The following is a 24,600-nucleotide window of genomic DNA, read 5'->3' as shown; positions in this document are numbered from 1 at the left end:
TCTCTCACTTCGCTTCCGGGTTGCGACGCTCGTTGCGAAGCTTCCGCGTCGCAGCGTCGTCGATGAGGCCGCCGGTGATCACGACGCCGTACACGGCAAGCGCCGTTTCCGGGGTGACGCGGCCTTCGCTGAGGTCGTCGAGCACGGCCGTCGACGCCCGGTCGAGCGGATCGCCGTAACCGCCGCCGCCCGGCGTGATCGACACGACCTTCTCGCCGCGCGCCATGTCGTAGCGGCCGACAACTGGGATCTCCTTGCGATTGCCGTCGAGGGCTTCGACCCAGGCCTCCGGAACGGCTCCGTCCGCCCCGCCGCGGACGCCCTTCGGCGGGTTGAACTTGCTTTCGATCCCGTAGGTGAGGGTCACGTCGTCGTCGCGAGCCTCGATCGTGACGCGCGACGCGAGCCCCCCGCGCTGCCGGCCGGCGCCGCCTGAATCCGCGACGAGCACGCGTTCGTGCACCAGGATCGGGTAGCGCTGCTCGTCGACCTCGACGCTGTCGTGGTACAGCAGGGCGCCGCAGACGGGACGCTGGTAAGTCGGCCAGCCGTCGACGTACGGGGTCGCCGGACCGCCGACGCCGCCGACCAGGATCTGGTTCACGTAGGCGTTTCCGGTCCGCTCGTCGATGCCCGAGATCACGGACTTCGCCGGCGCCTGGCCGGTCGCGCCCTCGGCGGTGCCGTACCCGTCCTCGATCTGCGAGAACGCCGACTGGACGATGTTGACGACCCGGTCCGCCAGGTTCGTCGTGCCCGACGAGCACGAGTAGGGGTGCTTCGGCACGCCGACCGCGCAGCCCTCGCGCAGGAGCACCTCGAAGCGCCGGAACGTGCCCGCGTTGCTGGGCAAGGACTCCGGGAGTCCAGAAAGGATCCCGGCCAGCGCTGCCCCGGTCGCCGTCGCCCGCGTCAGGTTGAGCCCGTTCGGCAGGTTGTCGGGGTTGTCCCGAAGGTCGATCGTGACGCGGCCTTCGGCGGGCTTGACCGAGATCGTGGCGTTCACCGGAACCCCGTCGGGACCGGTGCCGGGGAACGGGTCGTGGGTTGTCGAGCCGGTGAGCACGCGCTCCGGCAGAGTCTCGACCGCACTCGTCGCGAGGCGCTCCGAATAGTCGAACCAGGCGTCGACGAACTCGACGAGAGTGTCCGCGCCGAACTTCGCCGCGAGTTCCTGTGTGCGTCGCTCCGCGATGCGCGAGGCGCCGACGGACGCGAGATAGTCGCCGTACCACTGGTCGGGCACACGGATCCGGGAACGGCACATCCGGATGATGTCGTCGACGTCGGCGTAGTCGCGCTGGATCCGCACGCAGGGGAAGATCAGCGCGCCTTCCTCGTAGACGTCGCGAGCGGTCGCGTAGAACGTCGTCGGAAGGGCGTTGCCGCAGTCGGCCTGGTGCGCCTTGGTGACCGCGGTGAACAAGTGCCGTCCCTCGACGAAAATCGGCACGAGAATGCAGTGGTCGGCCGCGTGCGAGTTGCCCAGATACGGGTCGTTGTGCAGGAACGCGTCGCCCTCGCGGATGTCGTCGTGCAGCGCGACCATGTCCTCGCCGAGCGGTCCGGCTCCGAACACGTGCACCGGCACGCCTTCGGCGGCGGCGAGCAGCTGGTTGTCCGCGGTCAGCACGGCGCAGGAGAAATCCCGTGCCGTGTTGATCACCGAGGACCGTGCGGACCGGAGCAGCCCGCTGGTCATCTCGCGGACGATGCCGTCGAAGGCGTTCGCCAGCACCGCGAGCTTCACTGGATCGAATTCGCGTGGCACGTCACGCCTCCTTGCGCGTCAGGTAGATGTTGGAGCGGTCGTCGAGGGTCGCGTCCCACTCCGGCGGCACGACGATGGTCGTCGTGGGCTGGTCGATGACGGCCGGTCCGGCGATCTTGTCGCCGGGTCCGAGCGTCACGCCGCGGTAGCGAGTGGTCTCGAAGTTCTCGCCGCCGAAGGTGATCGGATCGACGCGATGCGACTCGGGCGATCCGGTCGCGGCGACGGTGTCTTTGAGCTGTTCCGGCCGCGGCACTTCGACGCGCACGCCCCAGGTGATGATCTCGACGCGGCTTTGTGCGTCGTGGGTGCCGTTGCGGCGGTCATGCTCGGCGTGGAAGGCGCGCTCGATGGTCTCGGCTCCCTCGCCTGCGGCGTCGGGCACTCCGTCGAGGTGCACGCGCAAATCCCACGCCTGCCCGGGATAGCGGGCGTCGACGAAGTAAGTGACCTCGGGCTCGCTGCCGACACGGTCGAAACGCGCTGCGAACTCGGCGGCTTTCGCGCTGATCTCCTTGATGGCCCGCGTCGCCGACTCCGCGTCGAACGCGCGGATGTCGTTGTGCAGCGGGGAGAGGAACTCGGTGGCGATCGGCGCGCGGTGGGCGCCGTATGCGGCGAGCACCCCGGCGGTCGCCGGGATGAGGACCGTGTCGGCTTCCAGCAGCACTCCGATCGCCGCGGCGACCATGGCGCCGGCACCGCCTCCGGCGACGATGAGCGCGCCTCGCGGGTCGACGCCCTGTTCGAGGGAGGCCTGCCGGATCGCCGTCGCCATGTGGTTGGCCGAGACGTCGAGGATCGCTTGCGCCGCCTGCTGAACGGTCATGGCGAGCGGGCCGGCGATCCGCGACTCGATCGCGCTGACGGCGGCGTCCCGGTTGAGGGTGAATCCGCCCTCGAAGCCGCTGGCGTCGAGGTAGCCGAGGACGACGCACGCGTCGGTGACGGTCGGCTCCTTCCCGCCGCGTCCGTATGCCGCGGGTCCGGGATCGCTGCGCGCGCTTTGCGGGCCGACGCGCAGCAGGCCGCCGCCGTCGATCCAGGCGATGCTGCCGCCGCCTGCTCCGATGCTCGAAACCGCGACCGAGGACAGGCCGGTGAGGTGGCCGACGAAGGGCTCGCCGAGCCACGCTTCCCGGGTGTGGCGCACCACTCCCCGCTCGACGAGCGAGACGTCGAAGGTCGTGCCGCCCATGTCGCAGACGACGACGGTCTCTTGATCGGGCGCGGCCGCCGCGCCGACGAGCGGGGCCATCGACGGACCCGAGTTGAGCAGCAGCACGGGCCGGTCGAGCACGTCGGCGACGTCGAGCACGGCACCCTCGGAGGTGACGACCAGCAGGTCCCCCCCGAACCCGGATTCCACGAGATCGGCGCGCAGCTTGCCCAGATGATCAGCCATCAGGGGCTTGAGCGACGCGTCGATGGAGGCGGCGGACGACCGACGGTACTCGCGGATCGTCGGGTTGGCCCGGTGCGAAAGCGTGTAGGGAACGCCCGGAAGGATCTCTTCGATCAACTCGGCGAGCCGGGTCTCGTGCGCGTCGTTCACGATCGACCAGAGGAACGACACGGCGACCGCCTCGACGCCCTCGTCGGCCAGGGTCGCCAGAACGCTGCGTACCTGCTCCTCGTCAAGGGGCACCAGCACGTCGCCCTCGGCGGTGACCCGCTCCCGGATCTCATACGTCAGCCGACGAGGGATGTACGGGCCGGGGTAGGCGGCTTTCGAGTCGAAGGCGTCTCGGCGGCCGCCTTCGCGCAGCAGAAGGGTGTCGGCGAAACCGTCGGTGACGAGCAGCGCGGTCTTGGCGACTTTGCCGGTGAGCACGGCGTTGGTGGCATGCGTGGTGCCGTAGACGATCACGTCGGCGTCGCGCAGCACTTCGTCGCCGTCCCAGCCGACGGACCCGGCAGCACGGCGTACCGCGGCCTCGAAGCCGGTGAACACCCGGTCGTAGGTGGTGAGCGCCTTCCCGGCGGCCATTTCGCCGCGGTCGGAGCCGACGACCACGTCGGTGAACGTGCCGCCGGTGTCGACGGCGATGCGGTACCTCGTTCCGTGACCGCTGGAATGCTTCTGAGCGTCGGTCATCTTTCTTCCATGTCTGTCTGGGCTGCGGGTGGATGCGATGTAGCCGCGGCGGAGTCAGGCGACCTGGTTGCTGAGGACGCCGACGCGTTCCACGTCGATCTCGACTGTGTCGCCGGGCTTCAGCCAGATCGGCGGAGTGCGCTTCGCGCCGATTCCTTGCGGGGTGCCGGTCGCGATCACGTCGCCCGGCTCGAGCGTGAGGAAACCGGACAGGTACGAGACGATCCGGGCGATCGGGAAGATCTGGTGCCGGGTGTTGGAGTGCTGCATCTCCACGCCGTTGACGCGGGTCACGAGTTCGAGTGCCTGCGGGTCGCCGATCTCGTCGAGCGTGACGAACGCCGGGCCCCACGGGGTGGAGCGGTCGACGGTCTTGCCCGCTGTCCACTGTGTACCGCGGTGCTGCAGGTCGCGGGCCGAGATGTCGTTCAGCGGGGCGAGCCCGGCCACATAGCCGAGCGCCTCTTCTTCCGGCACGTGCCGCGCCGCACGCCCGATGACCGCGGCCACCTCGCCTTCGAAGTCAAGGTTCGCGCTGACGTCGGCGCCCTGGATCCCGTCCTCGGGTCCGACGAGAGTCGCCGCGAACTTCACGAACACGTCGGGGTATTCCGGCAGCGCGCGACCGGTCTCGGCGACGTGGTCCCGGTAGTTCAAGCCGACGCAGAGCACCTTCGCCGGATCCGGCACAGGGGCGGTCAACCGCACCTCGGTGCGGGGACCGACCCGAGTGCTCGGGTTCCGCTCGACCAAGCCCGCCACGCCGATCGAGAACGCCTCGATTTCGTTGCCGTGCAAGGACAAAAAATCCCGGACGGACGACACCGGCAGCGCACCGGCCGCCTTCAGCAAACCCTCCAGGTCGAACACCGCGTCGTCGAGGAGCACCCCGCCTCGCGTGTCGCTCCCGTCGCGATAGGACACCATTCGCATCGCTTCCGCCCTCTCAGTTCCGCTCGCCGGCAGCGACGGCGAGCACGGCGTCCGCGAGGCGGTCCGCGATCTCGTCGGCAACCGTCTTGTCCATCGGGGTCGACAGCGACAGCAGGTTCGCCGGCGAGCCCAGCAGCCCGCGGTCGTAGGACTCCCACCAGAGCCGGTGTTGCGTCTCCGCGTCGACCTTCTCGGTGCCCGCGGGAACGGCACGGAGCAGCGAGCCTTGGCCGCGCACCTCCCAGCCAACGTCCGCGACGCGGGCCTGGACCGATTCGCGCGCGGCGTCTCCGAGGCTGTTCAGCCGCTTCACTTCCGACTCGCTGTAGATGCGCAGCGCCGCGGCGCCGGCCGCCATGCTGACCGGGTTTCCGGAGAAAGTTCCTCCGTGCGGCAGGCTTCCCGGCCGCGTCGGGTCCACTTCGGACATCAGCTCGCCGAGACCGGCGACCGCGCCGACCGCGAATCCCCCGCCGATCGTCTTCCCGGTCGTCAGGAGATCCGGCGAAACGCCGTACTCGCCGCTCAGGCCGTGCGGGCCGAGCCGCAGGCTGATGACCTCGTCGATGATCAGGACGATCCCGTAGCGAGTCGCGAGCTCCCGTGCTGTGGTCACGAAATCTTCGGAGATGCGCAGCAGCCCCGCGCGATTCGGCAACAGGTCGAGGATGATCGCCGCGTAGGCGTCCGGCGCCGATTCGATCGCCTGACGGAGGAATTCGGTGTCGTTCAGCGGAACTCGCGTGACGTCGTCGGTGACCCCCCGCGGCACACCGCGGGTGTTGGCCGCGCCGCCGGCGGCGAGAGCGACCTCCGACGTGCCGTGATAGCCGCCCTTGGTCACGATCACGCGCTCGCGGCCGGTGCTGCCCCGGGCGATCCGGATGGCCGACATGACGGCCTCGGTGCCGGAGTTCGCGAACCGCACCTGGTCGAGATCGGGCAGCCGGGACAGCAGGAGATCGGCCAGCTCCCACTCGTAGAGGTTCGGAATGCCCCAGCTCGCTCCCGACGACAGCGCTTTGGTCGCCGCTTCCGTGATCTCCGGGTGGGCGTTGCCGTGGATGAGCGAGGTGAAGTTGTTGTTCGCGTCGATCAGCTCGCGGCCGCGGTCGTCCCACACCCGGCAGCCCTGGCCGCGAACGGCGTACGGGCTCGGAGCGCCGGTGTAGTACGTGGAGCGGCCGTAGCCTCCCGGCAGGAGCGGAAAGCCGCGCGGGCCCCGGCGCAGGTGCGGATCCACCGTCGCAGCGCTGCTGGTGACCCGGTTGGTCTGAGTGTTCGTCGACACGTCAGTCTTCCCCCTTCTTCAGTTCACGAGGTCGATGAGAGGGCGCCCGGTGAGCGCGAACCGCGCTCGTTCGACCGCGCCGTCCTGCAGCGCCCCGGTCGAACGGTTGGAACGCCAGGCGATGTGCGGCGTGAGAATCGCGTTGGGCGCGGACCGCAGAGGATTGTCGGCAGCGACCGGTTCCTGCGAAAAGGTGTCGATGCCGGCGCCGGCGAGGTGGCCCGACTCCAGTGCCGCAGCGAGCGCTGCCTCGTCGATCAGCCCGCCACGCGAGACGTTCACGACCACGGCGCCCTTGCGCATCCGCGCGAGCACGTCCGTAGACACCAAGTTCCGCGTGTCGTCGTTCAGCGGGAGATGCAACGAGACGACGTCGGAGTTCTCGAGCAGGTGCTTCAGGTCGCTGAGTTCGACCGGACCGTCGGTGATGAACGGGTCGTAGCCGCGTACGCGCGCGCCGACCGCGGAGTACATCCGCGCCACGTGCTGACCGATCCGGCCGAGGCCCACGACTCCGACGTCGAGCTGCGAGAGCACCGGGGTGTCGTAACCGATGACCCCGGCCCAGCCGGAATCACGGATAGCGGCGTCTCCCGCGGGAAGCCGGCGCGCGAGCGCCAAGCCCATCGCGAAGGCATGCGACGCGACCTCTTCCGACGCCGTGCCCGGGACGATCGAAACCGGGATGCCCGCCGCCGCGGCGGCTTGGACGTCGATGTTGTCGTAGCCCATGCCGTAGCGGATCACCGCGCGGCACTTCTTCATGACCGGGAATTCCTCGGCGGTGAGCCGTGCGTAGGGCGTGACCATGACGACCTCGGCGTCGGGCAGCCCCGCGCGGAACGCGTCTCCGTCAGCCGCCGCCACGAGTTCGTAGCCGAGTTCGCCGGCGAGCGCGTGCTCGCGATCCAGATCCGGGAAATGGTGCGGGGCCACCAGAATGGTTCCCGGCTCGTCGCTGTTCATGTCGTGCCGTCCTGTTCGCTTCGGGACCTCGTCGTCACCCGATTAAAGTCCGGCGCGAGCGCGCTTTTCCGTCCCAGATCGACACACTTCGCCAGGTCGTGTCCGGGCACGGCGAAACGGCCCGGATCCCCGTGGGGCCAGGCCGTTTCGCCGTCCGGTCAGAGTCCGGTCAGAGGTCGAAACCCCGGTTCCGGAAATAGTCCATGCGGCGGTAGAAAGTGGAACGCCCGATTTCGAGTATCTCGGCGGCGAGCCGCCGGTTGCCTTTCGCCTCGCGCAGCGCACTGCGGATCTCGACCAGTTCCGCGTCCTCCAGGCGCGACAACCGCCCCTTGGTCAGCAGGCGGTGGAAGTCCTCGGGCAGATCGTTCTCGCCGACCTCGATCCCCCGGGATCGCCTGACCGCGTCCGAGACCACTTGGCGCAACTGGGCGATGTTGCCCGGCCAATCGGAGTTGGTGAGGGTCGCGACCAACTTTCGCGAAAGCCGGCGATCGCCGTTCTCCCTCGCGATCGCCCGGGCCAGCAAGGGAATGTCTTCCCGACGCCTCCGCAACGGAGCAAGCACGACCTCGAGCGCCCCGCCGGCGTCGGCGATCACGCGAACAGCGTCCGTGCCGTTCGCGGCAGTGATGATCGCGGTGTCGCGCACACTGCCTCGCAGCCGCGCGGCGACGTCGCGTGCGTCGGAAAGCTTGAGTTCGTCAGCGTGCGCGATGCAGAAGACAGAGCCGGGCCCGGCGATCGCCTCCCTGATCCGGGCGCTGGCGTTCGCGTCCCGTGCGTCGATGCGGATCACGTCGTCGAGAGCCCCCGCGATCGCCTCGACCAGCCGCGCTTTGCCGCTGCCCGGTTCTCCGAGAACAGCCACGGACCGGCGCTGCTCGACCGCGGTCCGCGCCGAGCTGACTGTCTGCCGCAACGACATGCTCTGTCCGTCGATGCCCTGCGGCAACTGGTCAGCGGACGAGGAAATCTCCGGTACCGACACCACCGGATCCCCGTGCATCCGTGCCCGGCGCACGAGTTGGGGACGGACGACCGCGACAGCGCCAAAACCCGCGCCGGGCAACTCCACTGGCGAAACCTCGATGCTCGCCGGCCCGAAACCGGTCAGCATCACCTCCACGCTCGAACGCTGTCCCGACGACATCACGCCCGTGGCATAGCCGGTGAGGACGGAAAGATCAGCACCGTCCAAGGACGACGTCGCCGCGGCGTTCATGAACGAATGCTTGCCGTCGGTCACGAAAACAGCAGCTTTCCCCCGGCGACGCGACACGGTGAGATACTCGCGAAGGAGCGTGCGCTCGCGCGACGACATCCGTGTCTCGAGATCGCGCTCGATCCGCGACGCGATCCCTTCCAGCGTCAACAACGTCGACGACGGCTCGAGACCCTGCACCTTGGCGGCGGGCAAGGTCAGCCCGACCACCGCGCGGACCCGGTTGTGAAACGGATCCCGGACCAGCGAGGCGAAGCACCAGTTGCCGCGCATGTCCTCGCGGAAGTGCTCCTCGGGCGCGAGCCAGACCCCGCGCCCCTCTTCCAGCGCGACCCCTTCGCCGTTGCTTCCGCAGCTCGCTTCCAGCAGCGAGTAGCCGGGCGGGAAATCCGCGTCGCCCCGCAGGAAACCGGGATTGACCAGCACGCCGTTCGGCGAACTCAGGCTCACGTGCCCGCCGATGTCCGCCGCGACGTCGTCAAGCTTCCGCAAGTGCGGCTCGGCAGCGAGGATGGTGCGCTCGTCGACCCGCCCTTCGTCGTGGTACCCCCGGTCGACCTGCGCGTCGACCCCCGCGGCACGGCTGCGCTGCCATGAACGGGCGACCACCGGACGGAGCCGCGAGAGATCATCGGTGGCATGGCTCAGGAACAACTCGCGAATCTCGGTCACGCGATGCGGTGCCGACGAAACGCTGTGCGTGCGCGAGGTGACTGGCACGGTGCTGACTTCCTTGTCGACGATGCGTCCAGGGCACGATCCTAACACCCGTTAGGTACAGACTGTCCATACTCGTTTGACCAGCAGTTCAGGCAGCGTTCGCGACCGATCCACTCGACGGTGTCGAGATCTCGATGCTTGAGGGCAAGATTTGGAGGCCCCGGAGTCTTCGACCGCTCGCCGGACCGGGCACTGGGGGCGGAAGGCCGAAAGCAGGGCCTCGGAAATCACGGACCGCGCGGGACCACGTGCGCGGCCCCGGGGCTCAGCCGGTCATTCGCGATCAGAACCGTTTCGCGTTCACCCAGATCGCGACCTGGGTCCGATTGCCGAGATCGAGCTTGTTCATGATGTGCTGGAGATGAGTCTCGGCAGTGCGCTGCGCGATGACCAGCCGCGCGGCGATTTCGCGGTTGCTCAGCCCGGCCGCGACCAGCCGGGCGATCTCCGATTCGCGCCGGGTCAAGGGTACGAGCGCCGGAGGACGGCCGGATGACGCCGGGCCAGGCCCAGGGCGCGTCGGGTCGGCGGCGGCCAGAATGTGCCGCGGGTTCCGCTGTTTCCCGGCGGCGAACGCGGTGTCGAAGTCGGCGTCGCTGAGCGCGTCGCGCGTTGCTTTGACCATTTCCCGGTGCGGCATGGCCACCGCGACGTCCGGTTCGCTGCCGCACCGCTCCCACAGCGCGGCGGCGGTGCCGAACAGGCCCGCGGCCCGCCGCGCGTCCCCTCGTTTCGCCGCGACCCAGGCGAGTCCGTCGACCCGGTAGGCGGCCGACAGCACATCGGGGCCTTGCAGATCGATGTGCAGCGCCTCCCGCAGCGCGCGCTCTCCGGCGTCGAGGTCCCCGCCCAGCCAGACCTCGACGACACCCAGCCCGAACAACGCCATCGAGCGATACCGCGTGTCTTCCGCCTCCGCGCACATCCCCCGCATCCGCCCCAGCAGGTCCCTGGCCCCGGCGAGATCTCCCCGGTACGCCATGGCGATTCCCTGGAGGAACATCGGATGCATCTGCCGGCGCGGGTCGCCTCGTTCGCCGAACATCCGCACCGCCTCGGCAGCTTGTTCCAGGACGCCCGGTTCGACCACGAGCATCGCCACAAAAGCTTCGGCGTGGGCGACAAAAGGCACCGCGTCCTCGTCCCCGGCGGCCGCCGCCAGATCGAGCCGCTGGCGCGCCCGCGGCACGTCAGCGTGCAGTGCCGCGCACAAAGCCGCGATGGCCTGTCCCCGCGCCCGGCCCGGCGCGTCGGCCGCGACCGCCGACAGCGAGCGGTCGATCCACTCCCGCAGTTCCCGGGCGGCCCCGCGTGCCGCCCAGTATTCGACCAGGCAGGTCGACATCCGCAACGCGACCAGTGCGTCCTCAGGTGTTCGCAGCGACCACGACAGGGCGGCGCGGATGTCGGCATGCGACTCCGACAGCCGCGCGAGCCAGTCGTCCTGCCCCGGCCCGAACCACTCGTCGCCGGCCTGCTCGAGCAACCGGTCGTGATGGTCGCGGTGCCGGCGCGCGAACAACTCGGACGTTCCGGAAGCGGCCAGTCGCTCCTGCCCGAACTCGCGCAGTACGTGCAGCATCCGGTAGCGCATCCGGGTCTCCCCGTCGACGCGCATCAGGACCGACTTGCCGACCAGGCCGTCGACGGCGTCAAGCACCGCCGCCCGGTCCAGCGCGGGACCCTCGCCGGCGCCGCGGGTCTCGGCGAGTTCCTCGGCAGCGGACAGGTCGAACGGGCCCGCGAACACCGAACAGCGTTCCCACACCGCACGTTCGGCGCCGTCGCACAAGGAATAGCTCCACTCGACGGCGGCGCGCAGAGTGCGATGCCGGTCAGGAAGCGTCCTGGCGCCGCCGGTCAGCAGCGTCAGGCTCTCCCCGAGCCGCTCCGCGATCTGCCGCGGCGACAACGTGCGCAGGCGGGCCGCGGCGAGTTCGATGGCCAAGGGAAGGCCGTCCAGCTGCCGGCACACGCTCGCCACGTCCCGGGTGTTGCTCTCGGTGAGCCGGAAGGACGGCACCACCGCCGAGGCCCGGTCCACGAACAACCGGACGGCGTCGGAGGCCAGCGCCTCGTCCGGGCCGGCGACATCATCGCCGGGAACGGCCAGCGGGGCGATCGGCAGCACGCACTCCCCCGCGATGTCGAGCGAGCACCGGCTGGTCGCCAGAATCACCAGATTCGAACAGCGGCGCAACAACATGGCGGCGAACGCGGCGCACCCGTCGACGAGGTGTTCGCAGTTGTCCAGCAAGAGGAGGAGCTGCCGCTCGCGCAAGTAGGCCAGCACCGCGTCCTGTGCGCTGCGGTCGGCTGTGTCGTGCAAGCCGAGGCCGTCGGCGACGGCCTGCGCCAGCAGGCTCGCGTCCTGCAGTTCGCCGAGCGGAACGATCGCGACGCCGTCCGGGAACGCCCGGGTGAACGCACTGGCGGCTCTCCCGGCCAGCCGGGTCTTCCCCACCCCGCCCGGCCCGGTCAGGGTGACCAGCCGGTACTCGCCGAGCAGCCGCCGCACCTCCTCGCCGGCGTCGGCGCGCCCGACGTAACTCGTCAGCTCCGCCGTCCCGGCCGCGCTGTCCGCCATCGCTCCCACTCCCGCAGCTGTCCAGGTCCAGCCCATTTGATCGAAACCCGCGGCCGTTGTCCACGCGGAGGACCGGGTCCGGCAGCCCATTCGCCCGGGGTGCGATTAGCACGTCAGCCGTGGTCGCACCGCCGCGGACCTTCGGATGTGCACTGACTCGGCGACGGAGTGGCGCCCGCGATCTCCCGGGCCTGGTCTTCTTTCCGCGCGGCTGGTCACCCGGTCGGCCGGAGCTTCCGCGCCCGCAGCGAAATCTCGAGTCCGAACCGCTCCTCCGGATCGTGGAGCCGGTCGCCGAAGAGCGTGGTTAGGGTCCGGAGGCGGTTCCTGACCGTCTGCGGGTGCACGCCCAGGATCCCGGCGATCTCCGGGGCGCTGCCGCTCGTGGTGAGAAAGGCGAGCAAGGTCTCCGCCGCCCGTTCCCGTGCCGTGCGCGTGAGGACTTCGAGCGGCGCGAGGCTGCTCGTTTCCAGCGCGGAGCGCAGGACATCGTCGGCGAGCAACCAGTGTGTGGTGAGGTGGTCGTCCCAGCGCACGGCGCGCGTGTCCGGGAGCACGCCGCGGCGAAGCAGGCTCAGGGTGCGGCGAGCCCAGCGCAACGACCTGGCGGTGTCCTCCGGGGCGACCTCGGGGCCGATCGCGGCGCGGACCCCGAAGTCCGGCACCGGAGCCGCGGCGGGCAGGACCGCCCACGGTTCCGGCCCGCACAAGTCGCACAGCACGCCGTCCGCGGTTCGCGGCTCACCGACGTCGAGGGCGACCGCGACGACGGTGTCCGGGAGCCGCCAGCCCGCCTGCCGGGCAAGCACGTCGAGCGCCGCCGGCCGAGGCTTGCTGAGTTCGGCGAGCAGCCGTGCCCGGGCACGCCCGCGATCGCCCGCGGCGGCGGCACGCGCGCCTTCGGAGGCTAGCCGCGCGACGGCGTCGACCCCGGCCAGCAAGCGTTCGACGGCTCCGGCGAAGTCCGCAGAACGGACAAGCACCGGCAGCGCACGGCGGGCACCCGCGGTGAGCGCGCGATGCAGCCGGTCGAGATCGCCCGTTGCCTGCATCTCCGCGGCGCCGAGCGCACGGAATGCCCCGGCACCCAACGGGGCAACGCCGGTCGGCGTGCAGCCCAGGACGAACGCGAGGAACCGCGTCGCACCGCGGTCGAGCAGCCGCGCGGACTCCGGCAGCCGCCAGCGGACCTCGTCCAGCACTGCCTGCGCGGCCGGCTCCTCGGTGAGCATGTCCGGATCGTCGCCGCCGGGATCGTCCGGGTGCGTCGTCGAAACTACGTATTTTTGCGCGCCTGCGCAGAATCGCCGATGCGGGCCGGGCGGCGCCGTCGCCAGACTCCGTGCGTTCGCACCGTCGCGATCTTGAGAAAAGGTGATCCGGATGCGCTTTGCCCGTCCCGCCGGCCTGTTCGCAGCCCTCCTCGCGAGCACCGGCATCCCGGTCCTCGCCAGTCCCCCGGCCGGAGCCGCCGCCTGCACCGACGTCGACGTCGTCGTCGCGCGAGGCACCGGCGAACCCGGCACTCTCGGGGTGATCGTCGGCGGCCCGGTCTTCGCCGCCCTGCGAGCCAGCCTTCCCGGGAAGTCCGTGAGCTCCTACGCCGTCGCGTATCCGGCCAGTCTGCAGCCCGATTCCGCTTCGCGGGGGAACCAGGACCTCGTCGACCACGTCACCAGCCAGGCCGCCGCGTGCGGGAACCAGCGGTTCGTGCTCGTCGGCTACTCGCAGGGCGCGAACGTCGTGGCGAACTCCGTGGGCATCAGCAGCGACGGGGCCCTCGTCGGCGGCCCCATCGTCGCGACCCTCCCGCCGGAGATCGCGCCCCGGGTGGCCGCGCTGCTGACCTTCGGACCGCCGATCGCCAAGCTCGGCAAGCACATCACCGGCGAATACCAGGACCGGACCAAGGAATTCTGCGCCGCCGGGGACCCGATCTGCCGCCCGGACGGGACGAACATCCTCGCCCACCTCAGCTACTCCCTCAAGGCGGGCGAGGCTGCAGCGTTCGCCGCCGCCAGGATCAACGGCGGCCAGTAAGTCCGGTCGGATCGTGACATGCTGGCACCATGACCAGCCGTGGCGACGACCTTCCCGTGCTAGTCATCGACGGAGCCAACTTCTCCGACTTCGCCGGATTCACCCGCGAGTTCTCTCGCCTCCTCGACAACTACACCTGGCACGGGAATCTCGACGCCTTCAACGACGTACTCCGAGGCGGCTTCGGCACGCCCGAGCGCGGCTGGATCCTGCGATGGCTCAACTCGAATGCGTCTCGTGTCGCACTCGGTTACGACGCGACGATCGAGCGGCTGAACCAGCTCCTCCTCACCTGCCATCCATCGAACCGTTCGACCATCGCGGCCCGGATCGCCGCGGCAGAGCGTCGCGATGGCCCGACGCTGTTCGACGAGATCGTCGGCATCATCCGCGCGCATGGCCCCGGCGGTGGCGAATCCGAGGACGGCATCTTCCTGGAGCTGGCCTGACAGCTAGCCCCATTGGGGATTTTTCATCCTGGTTTGTGCTGTTCATGGCGGGTTGACGGGGTGTGGTAGTTGTCAGGCCGGGGTGGGCTGGGCGGTGTCGCGGACGGCTTGTTCGTGCTGGGTGAGGACGAGCAGGGCGCGGACGAGGGTGGTGGCGTGGCGTGGTGCGATGCGGAGTTTGTCGAGGACGCGCCAGGTTTTGAGGGCGGCGAAGCCGCCCTCGACCGCGCAGCGCATCGCGTTGAACACGCTGTTGGCCTGTTTCTGCGGCTCGGTGAGCGGCCGGTTGGTTTCGGCTTTGAACGGGGTGAGCACGATCTGCGCGCAGGGGCCGCCGCAGTCCGGGCAGTGGCGGGTGTCGCGGACGTCTTTGTGCCAGCCCTGGTAGCCCTTGTCCGCGGCGGGGGTCAGGCCGTGGGCGTGGAGGCGGTCGCGCAGCCGGTGGCGGCGGGCGGCGGTGATGTCGGCGGTCCTGCCCGGCAGCACGGCCGAGACCCACAGCAGCCGTCCGTGTTCGTCGGTGAGGCCTTGGACGTTGAGGCCGTGGTGTTTGTGCTTGCCGCTGTAGTTGCGGCGATTGTCTGTGCCGGTGCGGCGGCGGGTGCGGATCAGGGTCCCGTCGGCCAGCACCACCGCCGCGCCGCGGGCGGCCAGCCGCCGCAGCACCCGCCCCAGCCGCGGCGCCCGGGCCGCGAGCAGGTCGATGGCCTCCAGCAGCCAGCGGCGCAGCGTGGCGGCCGACACCGCGTTGGCGCGGGACAGGTCCAGCAGGCGCTGGTCGTGGCGCAGCATCGCCAGCACCAGCACCGCCTGCTCGGCCGGGGACGCCTTGCGCCACCGCGACCCGATCGCCCGGCGGCGGCGGCCGATCAACCCGGCCAGCATCGCGATCGTGGGCGGCGACACCGGCAACACGCTGCGATACGAGGCCAGAACCTGCTGTGAGACAGTGAGAGCGGAGCCCCCGGACGTTTTTTCTTGAGTCACGACTTGATCAACATCCGGGGGCTCCGCCGCGTTCCCGCCCGGCCCACGCCCGCCCCGCAACTCCGTTACAGCACAACCACAACCAGCCCCGTCAACCCCACCTAACCAGCACCAACAAGATGAAAAATCCCCATTGCCGCTCGGCGCCGTGTCTCTCATTAGCCGGATCGCATTTCCCATCGACGGGGCGCGACATGATCTGCAGGTTTCATGACGAATCCAGTCCGGCGACCCGGCAAGCCCCTTGGCGCTACGGTCGTCGTCGACGAGAAACCACGCCGGCCCCTCAGCCTTCAGCAGACTGCGAACCTCCTTACCGAGGACTCGCACCTGGTGCGCGACCGCCCGTCCCGGTCGCCATCAAGCTCAAGCACCAACTCGCCCGAGCTTGAATGGCGCGGATCTTCAGCGTTGTGTGACGTCGATGACGGGGGTGGTCGTTTGGTTGTCTCGGCAGGAAGACTGTGGGGATGGATCACAGACAGGACGCGACAGGGTCAACGGCGCACCGGGTGCGCTCGGTGCTGGGGGCGGTCGTGCTGGCAGGCCTGACATTCGCCACGTGGTGGTCGTGGTTGGGATCGGACACCACTTATCAGGTCGATCCGGTCACGGGGAACCGCACCGGACCGTATGAACCGTGGCAAGTCGCTGGCTGCGTGCTGTGTCTGGTTGTGCTCGCCGTGGCCGGGACGATGATCAGATTGCATCGGTGGGTTGTGGTGGTGGTCATGTCCGTGGTGTTCACGGTGGCGTGGTCTGCGGCAGCGATCTCTGCGGACCGCTCTGGCCTGTGGGGCGTGGGAGCGCTGATGGTTGCCATCGGGATGGTGGCCGGTTCGTATGCGGTCGTGTGGGGTGCCGATACCGCCCGCACCGCCCTGGCACGGCGGCAGCGCTGAGGTCCGCTTGCCGTGCCCGAGGACCGATCGCCGAGGCACGGCTCATCGGCTGGCTCGGCGAAGTCGAAGGCCCGGCCCGCCGCGACCGCGAAACTGATCGACCTCGAACGATCGGCCTGCCGCCGCATCCGGCTGTCGCGCTGCCGGTTTGCGTGGCCTGGCCAAGCCGAAATCCTGCTAATCGCCGGTGCAGCAGGATATGCGCGCGCTCTCTACGTAGCGCGGTCGTGCCACCAGAAGGCCGCGTTGCCCGGATGACCCGAAGCCGACGCCAGCAGCACCCCTCCGGTATCCGCCGACGATCCGCGCGTCCAAGAGTCGGTCATTGCTCTGGTCCGATCATGGTTAGGTAGTGCAGTACCAGGGACGCGATGATGTCGTCGAACGTGCCACCGTGTCCGGCCAGGAACTGAGAGCCTGGCATCTATACCTTGCTCGCCACCACCATGTAGTTCTCGGCCTCAAGATCGAACGTGCTCATTTCCGTCCGAAGTCCGACCCGGTGGAGCTCGACTTCGAGTTCCTCGTACCGATAGGGCCAGCAGGACAGCATTTCCGAGCGGACAACAACCAACCCAGTCGCATCAACCTGGGCGATCGCGATCTCGATGCGGTGCTCCTCCTCCCACTGCGGCGCGATCTCCCAGCGGTAGATCACGACGGCATCGCGACCGTTCCGGCGGACGAGTTGGTCACTGATGTCCAGGCGGGAACCTCTGGCCCGCACGAGTTCCCACGTGCGGGACGTGAGCACCAAGCGCCCGCCGGGGCGCAGAAGCCGTGACATCGACTCCAGAGCAGCGCCCCTGCCTCGCGCGCCCTCGGCATGGTGCAGCGAGTTGCCAACGCAGAACAGCATGTCGAACGTGCCGTCCTCGAAATGATCGGGCAACTCTTCCCAGCTCGCCTGCACGGCCCGGACGGATGCCCCGAACTCCTCAGCCAACTCCGCAGTCCGTCGAACCATCGCTTCGCTGGCATCAGTTGCGACAACCTGCATGCCGCGACCGGCGAGGCCAACCGCCAACTGTCCGGTTCCGCACGAACAGTCGAGGACGTGAGCGTTCGACGGCAGGAAACCGAGGACGTCATCGAACGACGCAGCGAACTCGGCCGGCGGCAACTTCGCATCCGAGATGAGCCATTCGTACACCTCGGCGAGCACGTCGTAATCCGTCACAACCGCTACCTCCGTCACGCAGCAGGACGTCAGTCCATCAGCGGAGCAAGCCGAGCGCCAATGGTTTTCGCCTGTATTGGGCGTCGGTAAACCTTGGATCCGTTGTGCTGCCTCGGATGTTGCCCAACGCAGGCGAGGCCATCCGGCGGCTCTTTCTCGAAAGGACGGGGTTCAGGTCACGGCAGGTCGACGAGCGTCCCGCTGCCCCCAGCGACCGGCGCGTCCGCGACCGGCGTGGCCACCGGGGTCGGGGCCCCGGGCCTGCCGAACTTCAGCACGAGATCTCCCAAATCGATCGTGCTGGTCATTTTCTGGAAGCTCGCGAGGCTTCCGGGCCATTTGGTCACGACCTTGCCCGCCATGCCAAGGCGATACCAGCTGTGGCACGAACCGGCCTCCCAGACGGAGTCCGCCATCGCGCTGTCGACCCACTTGTTGAAGCTCTCCTGAGCCCTCTGCGACGGCTGGACGGAGACGGCGCCGCTCTCGTCGACGAGCCGGATGTACTCCATGATCATCTTCGTCTGCGCCTCGATGACCGCGATGATGGACCCGCTCGCCTGGGTGTGCGGACCGGTCACGAGGAAGAGGTTGGGGAACGCCGCGACGACGGTGCCCTTGTACGCATGCGGCGCTTCGCGCCACGCATCCGCCTTCAGCGACCGCGCGGATTCGCCGTGGAACTCTATCCCCGCGTACATGTCGGTCGCGGTGAAGCCGGTCGCGAGAACGACTACGTCGGCGTCCCATTCGCGCCCGTCCTCGGTCACGACGCCGGTCGCGGTCATCGACGAGATCCCGGCTGACCAGACGGTGGTTCTGGGGTCGGCAAGGGCGGGGTAGAACGTGCTGGAGAGGACCGGCCGGCGACAGCCGAACCGGTAGGACGGTGTCAGGAGGTCACGCAGGCCGGCATCGGCGATCTCCGACTCCATATAGTCGCGCCACTGTCCTTCGATCTTGGCGAGCTTGGCCTCGTCCATGACTGCCTGTGTTTCCGCCTCGACGTTGAAGCTGTGTTCGGCGTCGAGGCGGATAGCTTCCATCCGCTCCGGTTCGTCCCGGAACCGTGCCTGCGCCTCGTCGTCGTAGAACTGTTCGTCCTTCGGCATCACATAGGGCGGGGTGCGGATCACCGCCAGCACGCTCTCGGCCACGTCCACGGCATAAGGGAGAACCTGCGCGGCACTGGCGCTCGCACCGACTACCACCACGCGCCGGCCTTCCAAGGAAACTCGTTCGTCCCATTCCGCCGTGTGGATCACCGCGCCGCGGAACGTCTCGCGCCCCGGAAGATCAGGAACGCGAGCGGTGCTGAGCGAACCGCTTGCCATCACCAGGAACCGGCACGACAGCGACGCTCCCTCGGCGGTACGCAGGTTCCACACACCGGCGAGCTCGTCCCAATTCGCCGACACCAGAGTGGTGTTGAACCGGATACGGTCCCGGACTCCCAGATCGTCGGCCACTTTGTTGATGTAGGCGAGGATCTCGTCCCACGGCGCGTAGCTGCGCGTCCACGTCGGATTCGGCGCGAACGAGAGGCTGTAGAAATGTGCCGGGACGTCGCAGGCCGCGTTAGGGTAGCGATTGTCCCGCCATACCCCGCCCAGTTCTCCGGCACGCTCGAGGATGACGAAGTCGCCCCTGTCCTCCTCCAGGAGGCCGTGCGCAGCGCAGATTCCGCCAAAACCGCCACCGACGACGACGGTCTCGTGGTACTCAATCATGTTTTTGCTCCACATTATTTCTGACAAAGCAGTTGGCGCGCATGCGTGAATCAGTTCACCCCGGCCCCGTCGCCCGATTCAGAACATTTCGGCAATCATCGCGGTCGCCCGCGGACACGGTCCATTCGCGGATTTGGCGGCCCGCCCGCTCTCCGGGGACAGCGTGTTCTTCGACGCAGATAAGTCGCATGGTGCCCTCCTCGTCTGCACCCACACTCCACTCAGCCCAGGGGGCGCGTCCAAGGCTTGTTTCGCATCCCGTGATGCATTCCAGGCATCACGGCCGCGAGTGGGCTATCTTGCGGTGTTGTGGAAACAGCCAACGCGGTGCCGTCGGCCGAGTTCGAACTCCGGCTGGTTCGTTACTTCACAGTGGTCGCCGAGCAGCAGCATTTCGCCCGTGCCGCGGCACTGCTGCACATCACCCAGCCGACCCTGAGCCGTCAGATCCGGACCCTTGAGCAGCGTGTCGGAGTTCGGCTGTTCGACCGCGACCGGCAGGGCACCCGCCTGACTCCCGCCGGGGCCGCGTTCCTGCCCCATGCCAGACAATTGCTGGCGATCGCCGCGATGGCCGCGGCGGACGCCCGTGCGGCCGCAGTGCCGAGTCAGCTCACCGTCGGCCATACGCGCGGGCTGATCATTACTCCGGCGGTACGACATCTGCGCCACCACCACCCCGAGGCCGAGGTGCGCACGCTGCACATCGAGTTGGCGGAGGTGCGGACGGCCCTGTTCGGCCGCCGTGTGGACGCTGTCGTGACACGGCTTCCGTTCGACACTGACGGACTGCAGGTCACCGTCCTGCATCACGAGCCCCGCGTGCTGCTCGTAGCCCGGTCCCACCGGCTGGGCGACCGGGAATCAGTCACCCTCGACGACATCGCAACTGAGCCAGTGCCGAGACTGCCCGCTGCTGAGTGGGATTCGTTCTGGCGTGTCGACCCCCGTCCCGATGGCGCGCCGACACCCGACGGGCCGCTGGCCAGCCACATCGAGGACGTACTCGAACTGGTCGCGTCCGGGCAGGCGGTCGCCATGCTGCCCGCCGGATTGCGCGGCGAGGGCACCCGGCCGGACCTGACCTCGATCCCGCTGCACGGGGTCGAGCCAGGTCAGGTGGTGCTCGCCACCCGCGCTGGGGACAGCGCACCCCTGGTGGCCGCGTTTCGCCGGTCCGCCCAAGCCCTGCTGACGTAGGCGAACTACTAGCCCGGATGTTTCACGCGGAGTACGCGAAAGTGCCTGCGCTGCAGGGGAAACTACGGAGTGTCTAGGCCTGTAGTGGTCCTCGGGGGAAGCGCAGCAAGTGGTTGGCACGGGTCATGGTCGGCGCGGGAGTCGTGTCGCATGGCCAGCGCGGGCCCGGGAGAAACTCGCCCGGACAGCACAAAACTCCACGTCACCGAGCCCAGTGACGTGGGGTTCGAGAGTGGGCCGCCGGGGATTCGAATCCTGAACCCCGCCGGGTAAAAGTCATTTTGACCAACGCCTGGGCGTCCGGGAGCGGTTCGCGTTCCTGATCACCGGCGAACTCGCGCACCGGCACAAGCCGGCCCCGATCTGTATCGCGTCGCGCTCGACCGGGCCGGCGTCGAACCGGAGTCCGCGCTGACCTTCGAAGACTCGGTGGCCGGGGTCCGGGCCGCACGCGCCGAGCCGCGGTGAGCACCCGGCTGCGAGTCAGCGAGACCGCGATGCCGCCCAGAGCGAAGGCGTTCTCCAACTATCGCAACGGCCGGCTCGCCATGCTGGAAGCCAGGGAGAACGGGCACGACTGGCCGATCCTGCTCAACGACCGGCACCAGGTGAGCGAAGGCCCCGGCGCCTGCGTCGCGATGGTGCGAGACGGCGTGGTGTCGACGCCGTCGCTCACCAGCGGCCTGCTCGGCGGCCTCACCCGGGCGAGCGCGCTGACGCTGCTGGCCGGATCCGGGATCGCGGTCGAGGAGCGCGAAATCGACCGCAGCGAACTGCACCTCGCCGACGAGCTGTTCTTCCTCGGCACCGCGTGGGAAGTACTGCCGATCACCGCCATCGATGGGCTGCGGGTCGGCGACGGGAAGATGGGGCCGGTCGCCAGCCTGCTGGAGCAGCGGTACTCGGCCGTCGTGCGCGGCACCGGCGGGCACGACGAATGGCTGACCGAGGCGAAGCTTGTCTCACCTAATGCTGTCGTAATGCCTGGCCCGGCCTGAGCAGCCGGACTTCAGGCGTGGACCGGCGGGCGTTTCGCACCACTGAGACGAGCTTTAAGCGGCACTGAAAGGTTCACCACACAACGTTTCACACATCGCGCAGCGTCGGCGCGGCAGACTGACGGGGGAAGGAAAGGCGGGCATCTCGGGGAGGACAGTCATCGCCACCATCAAGCGCGCCAGCCTCGCGCGGCTCGCCGTCGTCGCGTTGCTCTGGGGCTCCAGCTTCCTGTGGATCAAACTGGCGCTGCGCGGATTTTCGCCCGGGCAGGTCGTGCTGGTCCGGCTGGGCCTGGGCGCGTTGTTCCTGCTCGCGCTGTGCTGGGTGCGCGGGCTCGGCCCGCCCCGGTCTTCGCGGCTCTGGGCGAAGATCGCGGTCGCCGCGGTCTTTGCCAACTTCGTCCCCTACTTGCTGTACGGCATCGCCGAGCAGCAGGTGGATTCGAGCCTGGCCGGCGTGCTCAACGCCAGCACTCCTTTGTGGACGATGGCGATCGCGCTCGGCGTCCGGCAGGAGACCTCGGTCGGCGCCGGGCGCGGAACCGGGCTGGTACTCGGCTTCGCCGGCACGCTGCTCTGCTTTTCGCCGTGGGAAGCGGGTGGCGCGCTCGGCGGCGCGCTGCTGTGCCTGGCCCCCGCCGCCTGCTACGGGATCGGTTACGTCTACACCAGGCGGTTCCTGACCGGCTCCGGCGTCGAGCCGGTCGCGATGGTCGCCGCGCAACTGCTGGTAGCGACTGGATTGGCCGCGCTGACCATCCCGGTCACCGGCAGCTCGCCGGTCTCGGTGCGCGCGGACGCGTTCCTCGCCATGGCCGTCCTCGGCATGCTCTGCACCGGCGTCGCCTACCTGTTCAACTTCCGGCTGACGGTCGAGGACGGCTCGACCGTCGCGTCCACCGTCACCTATTTGCTGCCGATCGTGTCCGTGCTGCTCGGCATGGCGTTTCTCGCCGAGCCGTTCCGCTGGAACGCGATCGCAGGCATGGCCGTCGCGCTGGCGGGCGTGGCACTCGTGCAGCGCTCGCCCGGCCCGACGACGCAACCCCAACGCCGCCCGGAACCGGCTTCCAGCCGGTCTGGACCAGGAAATGAGAAGGATATCCATGAATGACACCTTCGCCATCGGCGGCGACCTCCCCGTGCACCGGAGCGGCTTCGGCGCCATGCGCCTGACCGGTCCGAACGTGTGGGGCGACCCGGCCGACCGCGACGGGGCGATCGAGGTGGCCCGCCGCGCGGTCGAACTGGGCATCACGTTCATCGACACCGCCGACGCGTACGGTCCGGGCAGCAACGAAGAGCTGCTCGCCGACGCGCTGCACCCCTACGCCGACGGTGTCGTCATCGCGACGAAGGCGGGGCAGAGCCGTCCCGGGCCCGGCAAGTGGAAGCCGCTGGGCCGCCCGGAATACCTGCGCCAGCAGGCAGAACTCAGCCTGCGCCGGCTCAAGCTGGACCGGTTCGACCTGTATCAGCTGCACCGCATCGACCCGCAGGTGCCCGCTTCCGAGCAGTTCGGCGTCCTCAAGGAGCTGCAGGACGAGGGCAAGATCCGGCACATCGGCCTTTCCGAGGTGACGGTCGCGCAGATCGAGGAGGCGCGCACGCAGATCAAGGTGGCGAGCGTGCAGAATCTCTACAACGCGGCGGAGCGTCAGCACGAAGCGGTGCTCGACTACTGCGAACGTGAGAGCATCGCGTTCATTCCGTGGCACCCGGTCGCGAAGGGCGACTTGGCCTCGGCCAAGGGTCCGCTCGCGTCGATCGCGAAGGAACTCGGCGCGACCCCGTCGCAGGTGGCGCTCGCCTGGCTGTACCGGCGTTCCTCGGTCGTCATCCCGATTCCGGGGACTTCGTCGATCAAGCACCTTGAGGAGAACCACGCCGCGTCGGCCCTGGAGCTCGCCGACGAGCAGTTCGCCGCGCTGTCTGCGATCGCGCCGCCGGCCTAGCCCCGTTCCCTGGGCCGGCCGGCGTCGCTCGGCCGGCCCGGTTCCACGGTCTGTTTCCTCGCGCCGCCGCCGCGCTCGCCGGCGGGGGTTCGGCCGGCGGTCACTGGCCGGCCGCGGTCGCCAGTGCCTCGACGGCCGCGCGGATCGCCGGCCGACGGACCGCCTCGTTGCGCCACAAGGCGAAAACCTGCCGGCTCAGCACCGGTTCGACCCGCACGATCCGGACCCCGGACGGGGTGCTGTCCCGGCCCAGGCGCGGAATCATCGCGACGCCGTTGCCCCCGGCCACCAGCGCCAGCTGTGTCGCGTACTCGGCGGCGGTGTGCGCGATCCGCGGCTGAACGCCGTGCTCGCGGATCGTGTCGAGCAGCCAGTTGTGGCACATCTGCCCGACCGACCAGGTGACCCAAGGGTCGTTCGCCAGCTCGCTGAGGTCGACCGTCTCGCGGTCGGCCAGCGGATGCCCGGCGGGCAGCGCGACATCGGTGACGTCGTCCAGCAGATGCTCTTTCATCAGCACGTCGGGAATCTGCAGCGGCGAAGTGAACCAGTCCTGCACCACCGCGATGTCGACGTCGCCGCGGACGACCCTCGGCAAGGACTCCTCCGGCTCGAGTTCGGTGAACTCGACGCGCAGATTCGGATAATCCTCCCGCAGGCCGCGCAGCGTGCCCGAAACCAGGCCTCGCGCGGCGGTCGGGAATGCGGCGATGGACAGCGTTCCGGCGACCGCGCCTTTCTGTCCTTCCAGCGATGCCTCGGCCTCGCCCAGCAACAGCAGAATCTGTTCGATGTACCCCACCAGCAGCCGCGCGGAATCGGTCAAGCGCACGCTCCGGCCGTGCCGTTCGAGCAGCGGCTGGCCCACCTCGCGCTCGAGTTTCGCCAGCCGCTGCGAAACCGCGGAGATGGTGACGTGCAGGGCATCCGCGGCCCCGCTGATGGATCCGTTGCGGGCGACTGCGTGCAGGGCGCGCAGCTGCGCAAGATCGTGCATGCGCACCAGTATAGGGAAATCGCCTTTCCGGCGAGGGTTTCTCGGGCCATCGAGGCGATTTTCGCTGACCGCAGGAAACTATTCCCCCGAATGCACGCGTCCGCCGCCGCGGAACCGCCGGAAGAACACCGTGTTCAGTTGTCCGATTCGACGCCGGAAAGGGACCGCCGACGGTCCGCGCCGCGGGGTTCGCTGCCTCGATAGCTGCGCATGCCCCGAATACTGCCACCCCGCCGCAGCCTGCCCTGGATACGGACATGAAGGTGATCCAGCACATCCTCCGCCACTTGTCGATCAAGGTCGCCTCGGCGATCCCCCGGCGGGCCGCCGTGCACTCTCGGGCTCCCCTCGGGCTCACATCAGACCACAATGGACAGTCCAAGCCAGGGAGAAACTCGCGCGGACAGCGCAAAACCCCACGTCACCAGGCCCGGTGACGTGGGGTTCGAGAGTGGGCCGCCAGGGATTTGAACCCTGAACCCGCCGGGTAAAAGTCGTTTTGGGCGAGTTTCGGACGGTGCCGAATGATGTCGGTCGGTGCCGTTTACCTCGCTGTGTGCGCGTGCCGAGT

19 protein-coding genes are annotated in these 24,600 nt (G+C 69.0%); 7 read left to right on the top strand and 12 right to left on the bottom strand.

Annotation, left to right across the window (positions count from 1 at the left end):
• Positions 1–4: 4 nt before the first annotated feature.
• The 8 genes from DMP23_RS16740 to DMP23_RS16705 all read right to left on the bottom strand — a co-directional run bounded on the left by DMP23_RS16740 (position 5) and on the right by DMP23_RS16705 (position 12,823).
• Positions 5–1,771: a hydantoinase B/oxoprolinase family protein gene (locus DMP23_RS16740; protein WP_337821624.1), complete on the bottom strand. Its 1,767-nt coding sequence runs from the start codon at positions 1,769–1,771 to the stop codon at positions 5–7.
• A 1-nt stretch (position 1,772) separates the two neighbouring features.
• Complete coding sequence (locus tag DMP23_RS16735) at positions 1,773–3,869, bottom strand: hydantoinase/oxoprolinase family protein (protein WP_337821623.1); 2,097 nt, start codon at positions 3,867–3,869, stop codon at positions 1,773–1,775.
• 54 nt (positions 3,870–3,923) lie between these two features.
• Positions 3,924–4,802, bottom strand: coding sequence for a fumarylacetoacetate hydrolase family protein (locus DMP23_RS16730; RefSeq protein WP_337821622.1), 879 nt, complete (start codon positions 4,800–4,802; stop codon positions 3,924–3,926).
• Between the two features lie 13 nt (positions 4,803–4,815).
• Positions 4,816–6,093 carry an aspartate aminotransferase family protein gene (locus tag DMP23_RS16725; protein ID WP_337821621.1) on the bottom strand — a complete coding sequence of 426 codons (1,278 nt, stop codon included), beginning with the start codon at positions 6,091–6,093 and terminating at the stop codon, positions 4,816–4,818.
• An 18-nt stretch (positions 6,094–6,111) separates the two neighbouring features.
• Complete coding sequence (locus DMP23_RS16720; RefSeq protein ID WP_134728361.1) at positions 6,112–7,059, bottom strand: C-terminal binding protein; 948 nt, start codon at positions 7,057–7,059, stop codon at positions 6,112–6,114.
• 169 nt (positions 7,060–7,228) lie between these two features.
• Complete coding sequence (locus tag DMP23_RS16715) at positions 7,229–9,004, bottom strand: sigma-54-dependent Fis family transcriptional regulator (protein WP_337821620.1); 1,776 nt, start codon at positions 9,002–9,004, stop codon at positions 7,229–7,231.
• 283 nt (positions 9,005–9,287) lie between these two features.
• Entirely contained in the window at positions 9,288–11,591 is a 2,304-nt protein-coding gene (locus tag DMP23_RS16710; protein ID WP_337821619.1) for an ATP-binding protein, read from the bottom strand.
• A 215-nt stretch (positions 11,592–11,806) separates the two neighbouring features.
• Positions 11,807–12,823 (bottom strand): helix-turn-helix domain-containing protein, encoded by a 1,017-nt coding sequence (locus DMP23_RS16705; protein ID WP_337821618.1) that lies wholly within the window; start codon positions 12,821–12,823, stop codon positions 11,807–11,809.
• 151 nt (positions 12,824–12,974) lie between these two features.
• Here DMP23_RS16705 and DMP23_RS16700 point away from each other — a divergent pair, with 151 nt between their 5' ends.
• Together DMP23_RS16700 and DMP23_RS16695 are read left to right on the top strand one after the other, a co-directional pair.
• Positions 12,975–13,631 carry a cutinase family protein gene (locus DMP23_RS16700; protein WP_337821617.1) on the top strand — a complete coding sequence of 219 codons (657 nt, stop codon included), beginning with the start codon at positions 12,975–12,977 and terminating at the stop codon, positions 13,629–13,631.
• Positions 13,632–13,660: 29 nt separating this feature from the next.
• On the top strand, positions 13,661–14,080 hold the full coding sequence (locus tag DMP23_RS16695; RefSeq protein WP_337821616.1) for a barstar family protein: 420 nt from the start codon (positions 13,661–13,663) through the stop codon (positions 14,078–14,080).
• A 72-nt stretch (positions 14,081–14,152) separates the two neighbouring features.
• On the opposite strand, the gene DMP23_RS16690 is transcribed toward DMP23_RS16695, so the two are convergent.
• Entirely contained in the window at positions 14,153–14,986 is an 834-nt protein-coding gene (locus DMP23_RS16690; protein WP_337820148.1) for a transposase family protein, read from the bottom strand.
• A gap of 551 nt (positions 14,987–15,537) precedes the next feature.
• Between DMP23_RS16690 and DMP23_RS16685 the strand changes: the two genes are divergently transcribed.
• The gene (locus DMP23_RS16685; protein ID WP_337821615.1) at positions 15,538–15,969 is read left to right on the top strand and encodes a hypothetical protein; all 432 of its coding nucleotides are present in this window, start codon (positions 15,538–15,540) and stop codon (positions 15,967–15,969) included.
• Between the two features lie 424 nt (positions 15,970–16,393).
• Here the strand turns inward: DMP23_RS16685 and DMP23_RS16680 are convergent, their stop codons facing one another.
• Positions 16,394–17,149, bottom strand: a complete 756-nt coding sequence (locus tag DMP23_RS16680) for a class I SAM-dependent methyltransferase (RefSeq protein WP_337821614.1) — start codon at positions 17,147–17,149, stop codon at positions 16,394–16,396.
• 176 nt (positions 17,150–17,325) lie between these two features.
• Positions 17,326–18,879, bottom strand: a complete 1,554-nt coding sequence (locus DMP23_RS16675) for a flavin-containing monooxygenase (RefSeq protein WP_337821613.1) — start codon at positions 18,877–18,879, stop codon at positions 17,326–17,328.
• 309 nt (positions 18,880–19,188) lie between these two features.
• Between DMP23_RS16675 and DMP23_RS16670 the strand changes: the two genes are divergently transcribed.
• The 4 genes from DMP23_RS16670 (at position 19,189) to DMP23_RS16655 (ending at position 23,032) form a co-directional block, all read left to right on the top strand.
• The gene (locus DMP23_RS16670) at positions 19,189–20,079 is read left to right on the top strand and encodes a LysR family transcriptional regulator (protein ID WP_337821612.1); all 891 of its coding nucleotides are present in this window, start codon (positions 19,189–19,191) and stop codon (positions 20,077–20,079) included.
• A gap of 464 nt (positions 20,080–20,543) precedes the next feature.
• Positions 20,544–21,077, top strand: coding sequence for an aminotransferase class IV (locus tag DMP23_RS16665; protein WP_337821611.1), 534 nt, complete (start codon positions 20,544–20,546; stop codon positions 21,075–21,077).
• Positions 21,078–21,285: 208 nt separating this feature from the next.
• Positions 21,286–22,191, top strand: a complete 906-nt coding sequence (locus tag DMP23_RS16660) for a DMT family transporter (RefSeq protein ID WP_337821610.1) — start codon at positions 21,286–21,288, stop codon at positions 22,189–22,191.
• Positions 22,184–23,032 carry an aldo/keto reductase gene (locus tag DMP23_RS16655; protein WP_337821609.1) on the top strand — a complete coding sequence of 283 codons (849 nt, stop codon included), beginning with the start codon at positions 22,184–22,186 and terminating at the stop codon, positions 23,030–23,032. Before DMP23_RS16660 ends, DMP23_RS16655 begins: the two co-directional genes overlap by 8 nt.
• Before the next feature lie 100 nt (positions 23,033–23,132).
• Here DMP23_RS16655 and DMP23_RS16650 read toward each other — a convergent pair whose 3' ends face one another.
• Complete coding sequence (locus tag DMP23_RS16650; RefSeq protein ID WP_337821608.1) at positions 23,133–24,029, bottom strand: LysR family transcriptional regulator; 897 nt, start codon at positions 24,027–24,029, stop codon at positions 23,133–23,135.
• Between the last annotated feature and the right edge of the window lie 571 nt (positions 24,030–24,600).

It is taken from the genome of Amycolatopsis sp. A1MSW2902 (assembly GCF_017312175.1).
GTDB lineage: Bacteria > Actinomycetota > Actinomycetes > Mycobacteriales > Pseudonocardiaceae > Amycolatopsis > Amycolatopsis nivea.
Note: the sequence above shows the minus strand (reverse complement) of the source record. Positions and strands in the feature narration are given on the sequence as shown.

Bases quoted from the DNA above. Each gene is read 5' to 3' on its own strand.
- DMP23_RS16735 (WP_337821623.1), bottom strand. From the start codon at position 3,869: ATGACCGACGCTCAGAAGCATTCCAGCGGTCACGGAACGAGGTACCGC.
- DMP23_RS16730 (WP_337821622.1), bottom strand. From the start codon at position 4,802: ATGCGAATGGTGTCCTATCGCGACGGGAGCGACACGCGAGGCGGGGTG.
- DMP23_RS16720 (WP_134728361.1), bottom strand. From the start codon at position 7,059: ATGAACAGCGACGAGCCGGGAACCATTCTGGTGGCCCCGCACCATTTC.
- DMP23_RS16710 (WP_337821619.1), bottom strand. From the start codon at position 11,591: ATGGCGGACAGCGCGGCCGGGACGGCGGAGCTGACGAGTTACGTCGGG.
- DMP23_RS16705 (WP_337821618.1), bottom strand. From the start codon at position 12,823: ATGCTCACCGAGGAGCCGGCCGCGCAGGCAGTGCTGGACGAGGTCCGC.
- DMP23_RS16700 (WP_337821617.1), top strand. From the start codon at position 12,975: ATGCGCTTTGCCCGTCCCGCCGGCCTGTTCGCAGCCCTCCTCGCGAGC.
- DMP23_RS16695 (WP_337821616.1), top strand. From the start codon at position 13,661: ATGACCAGCCGTGGCGACGACCTTCCCGTGCTAGTCATCGACGGAGCC.
- DMP23_RS16685 (WP_337821615.1), top strand. From the start codon at position 15,538: ATGGATCACAGACAGGACGCGACAGGGTCAACGGCGCACCGGGTGCGC.
- DMP23_RS16675 (WP_337821613.1), bottom strand. From the start codon at position 18,879: ATGATTGAGTACCACGAGACCGTCGTCGTCGGTGGCGGTTTTGGCGGA.
- DMP23_RS16655 (WP_337821609.1), top strand. From the start codon at position 22,184: ATGAATGACACCTTCGCCATCGGCGGCGACCTCCCCGTGCACCGGAGC.
- DMP23_RS16650 (WP_337821608.1), bottom strand. From the start codon at position 24,029: ATGCACGATCTTGCGCAGCTGCGCGCCCTGCACGCAGTCGCCCGCAAC.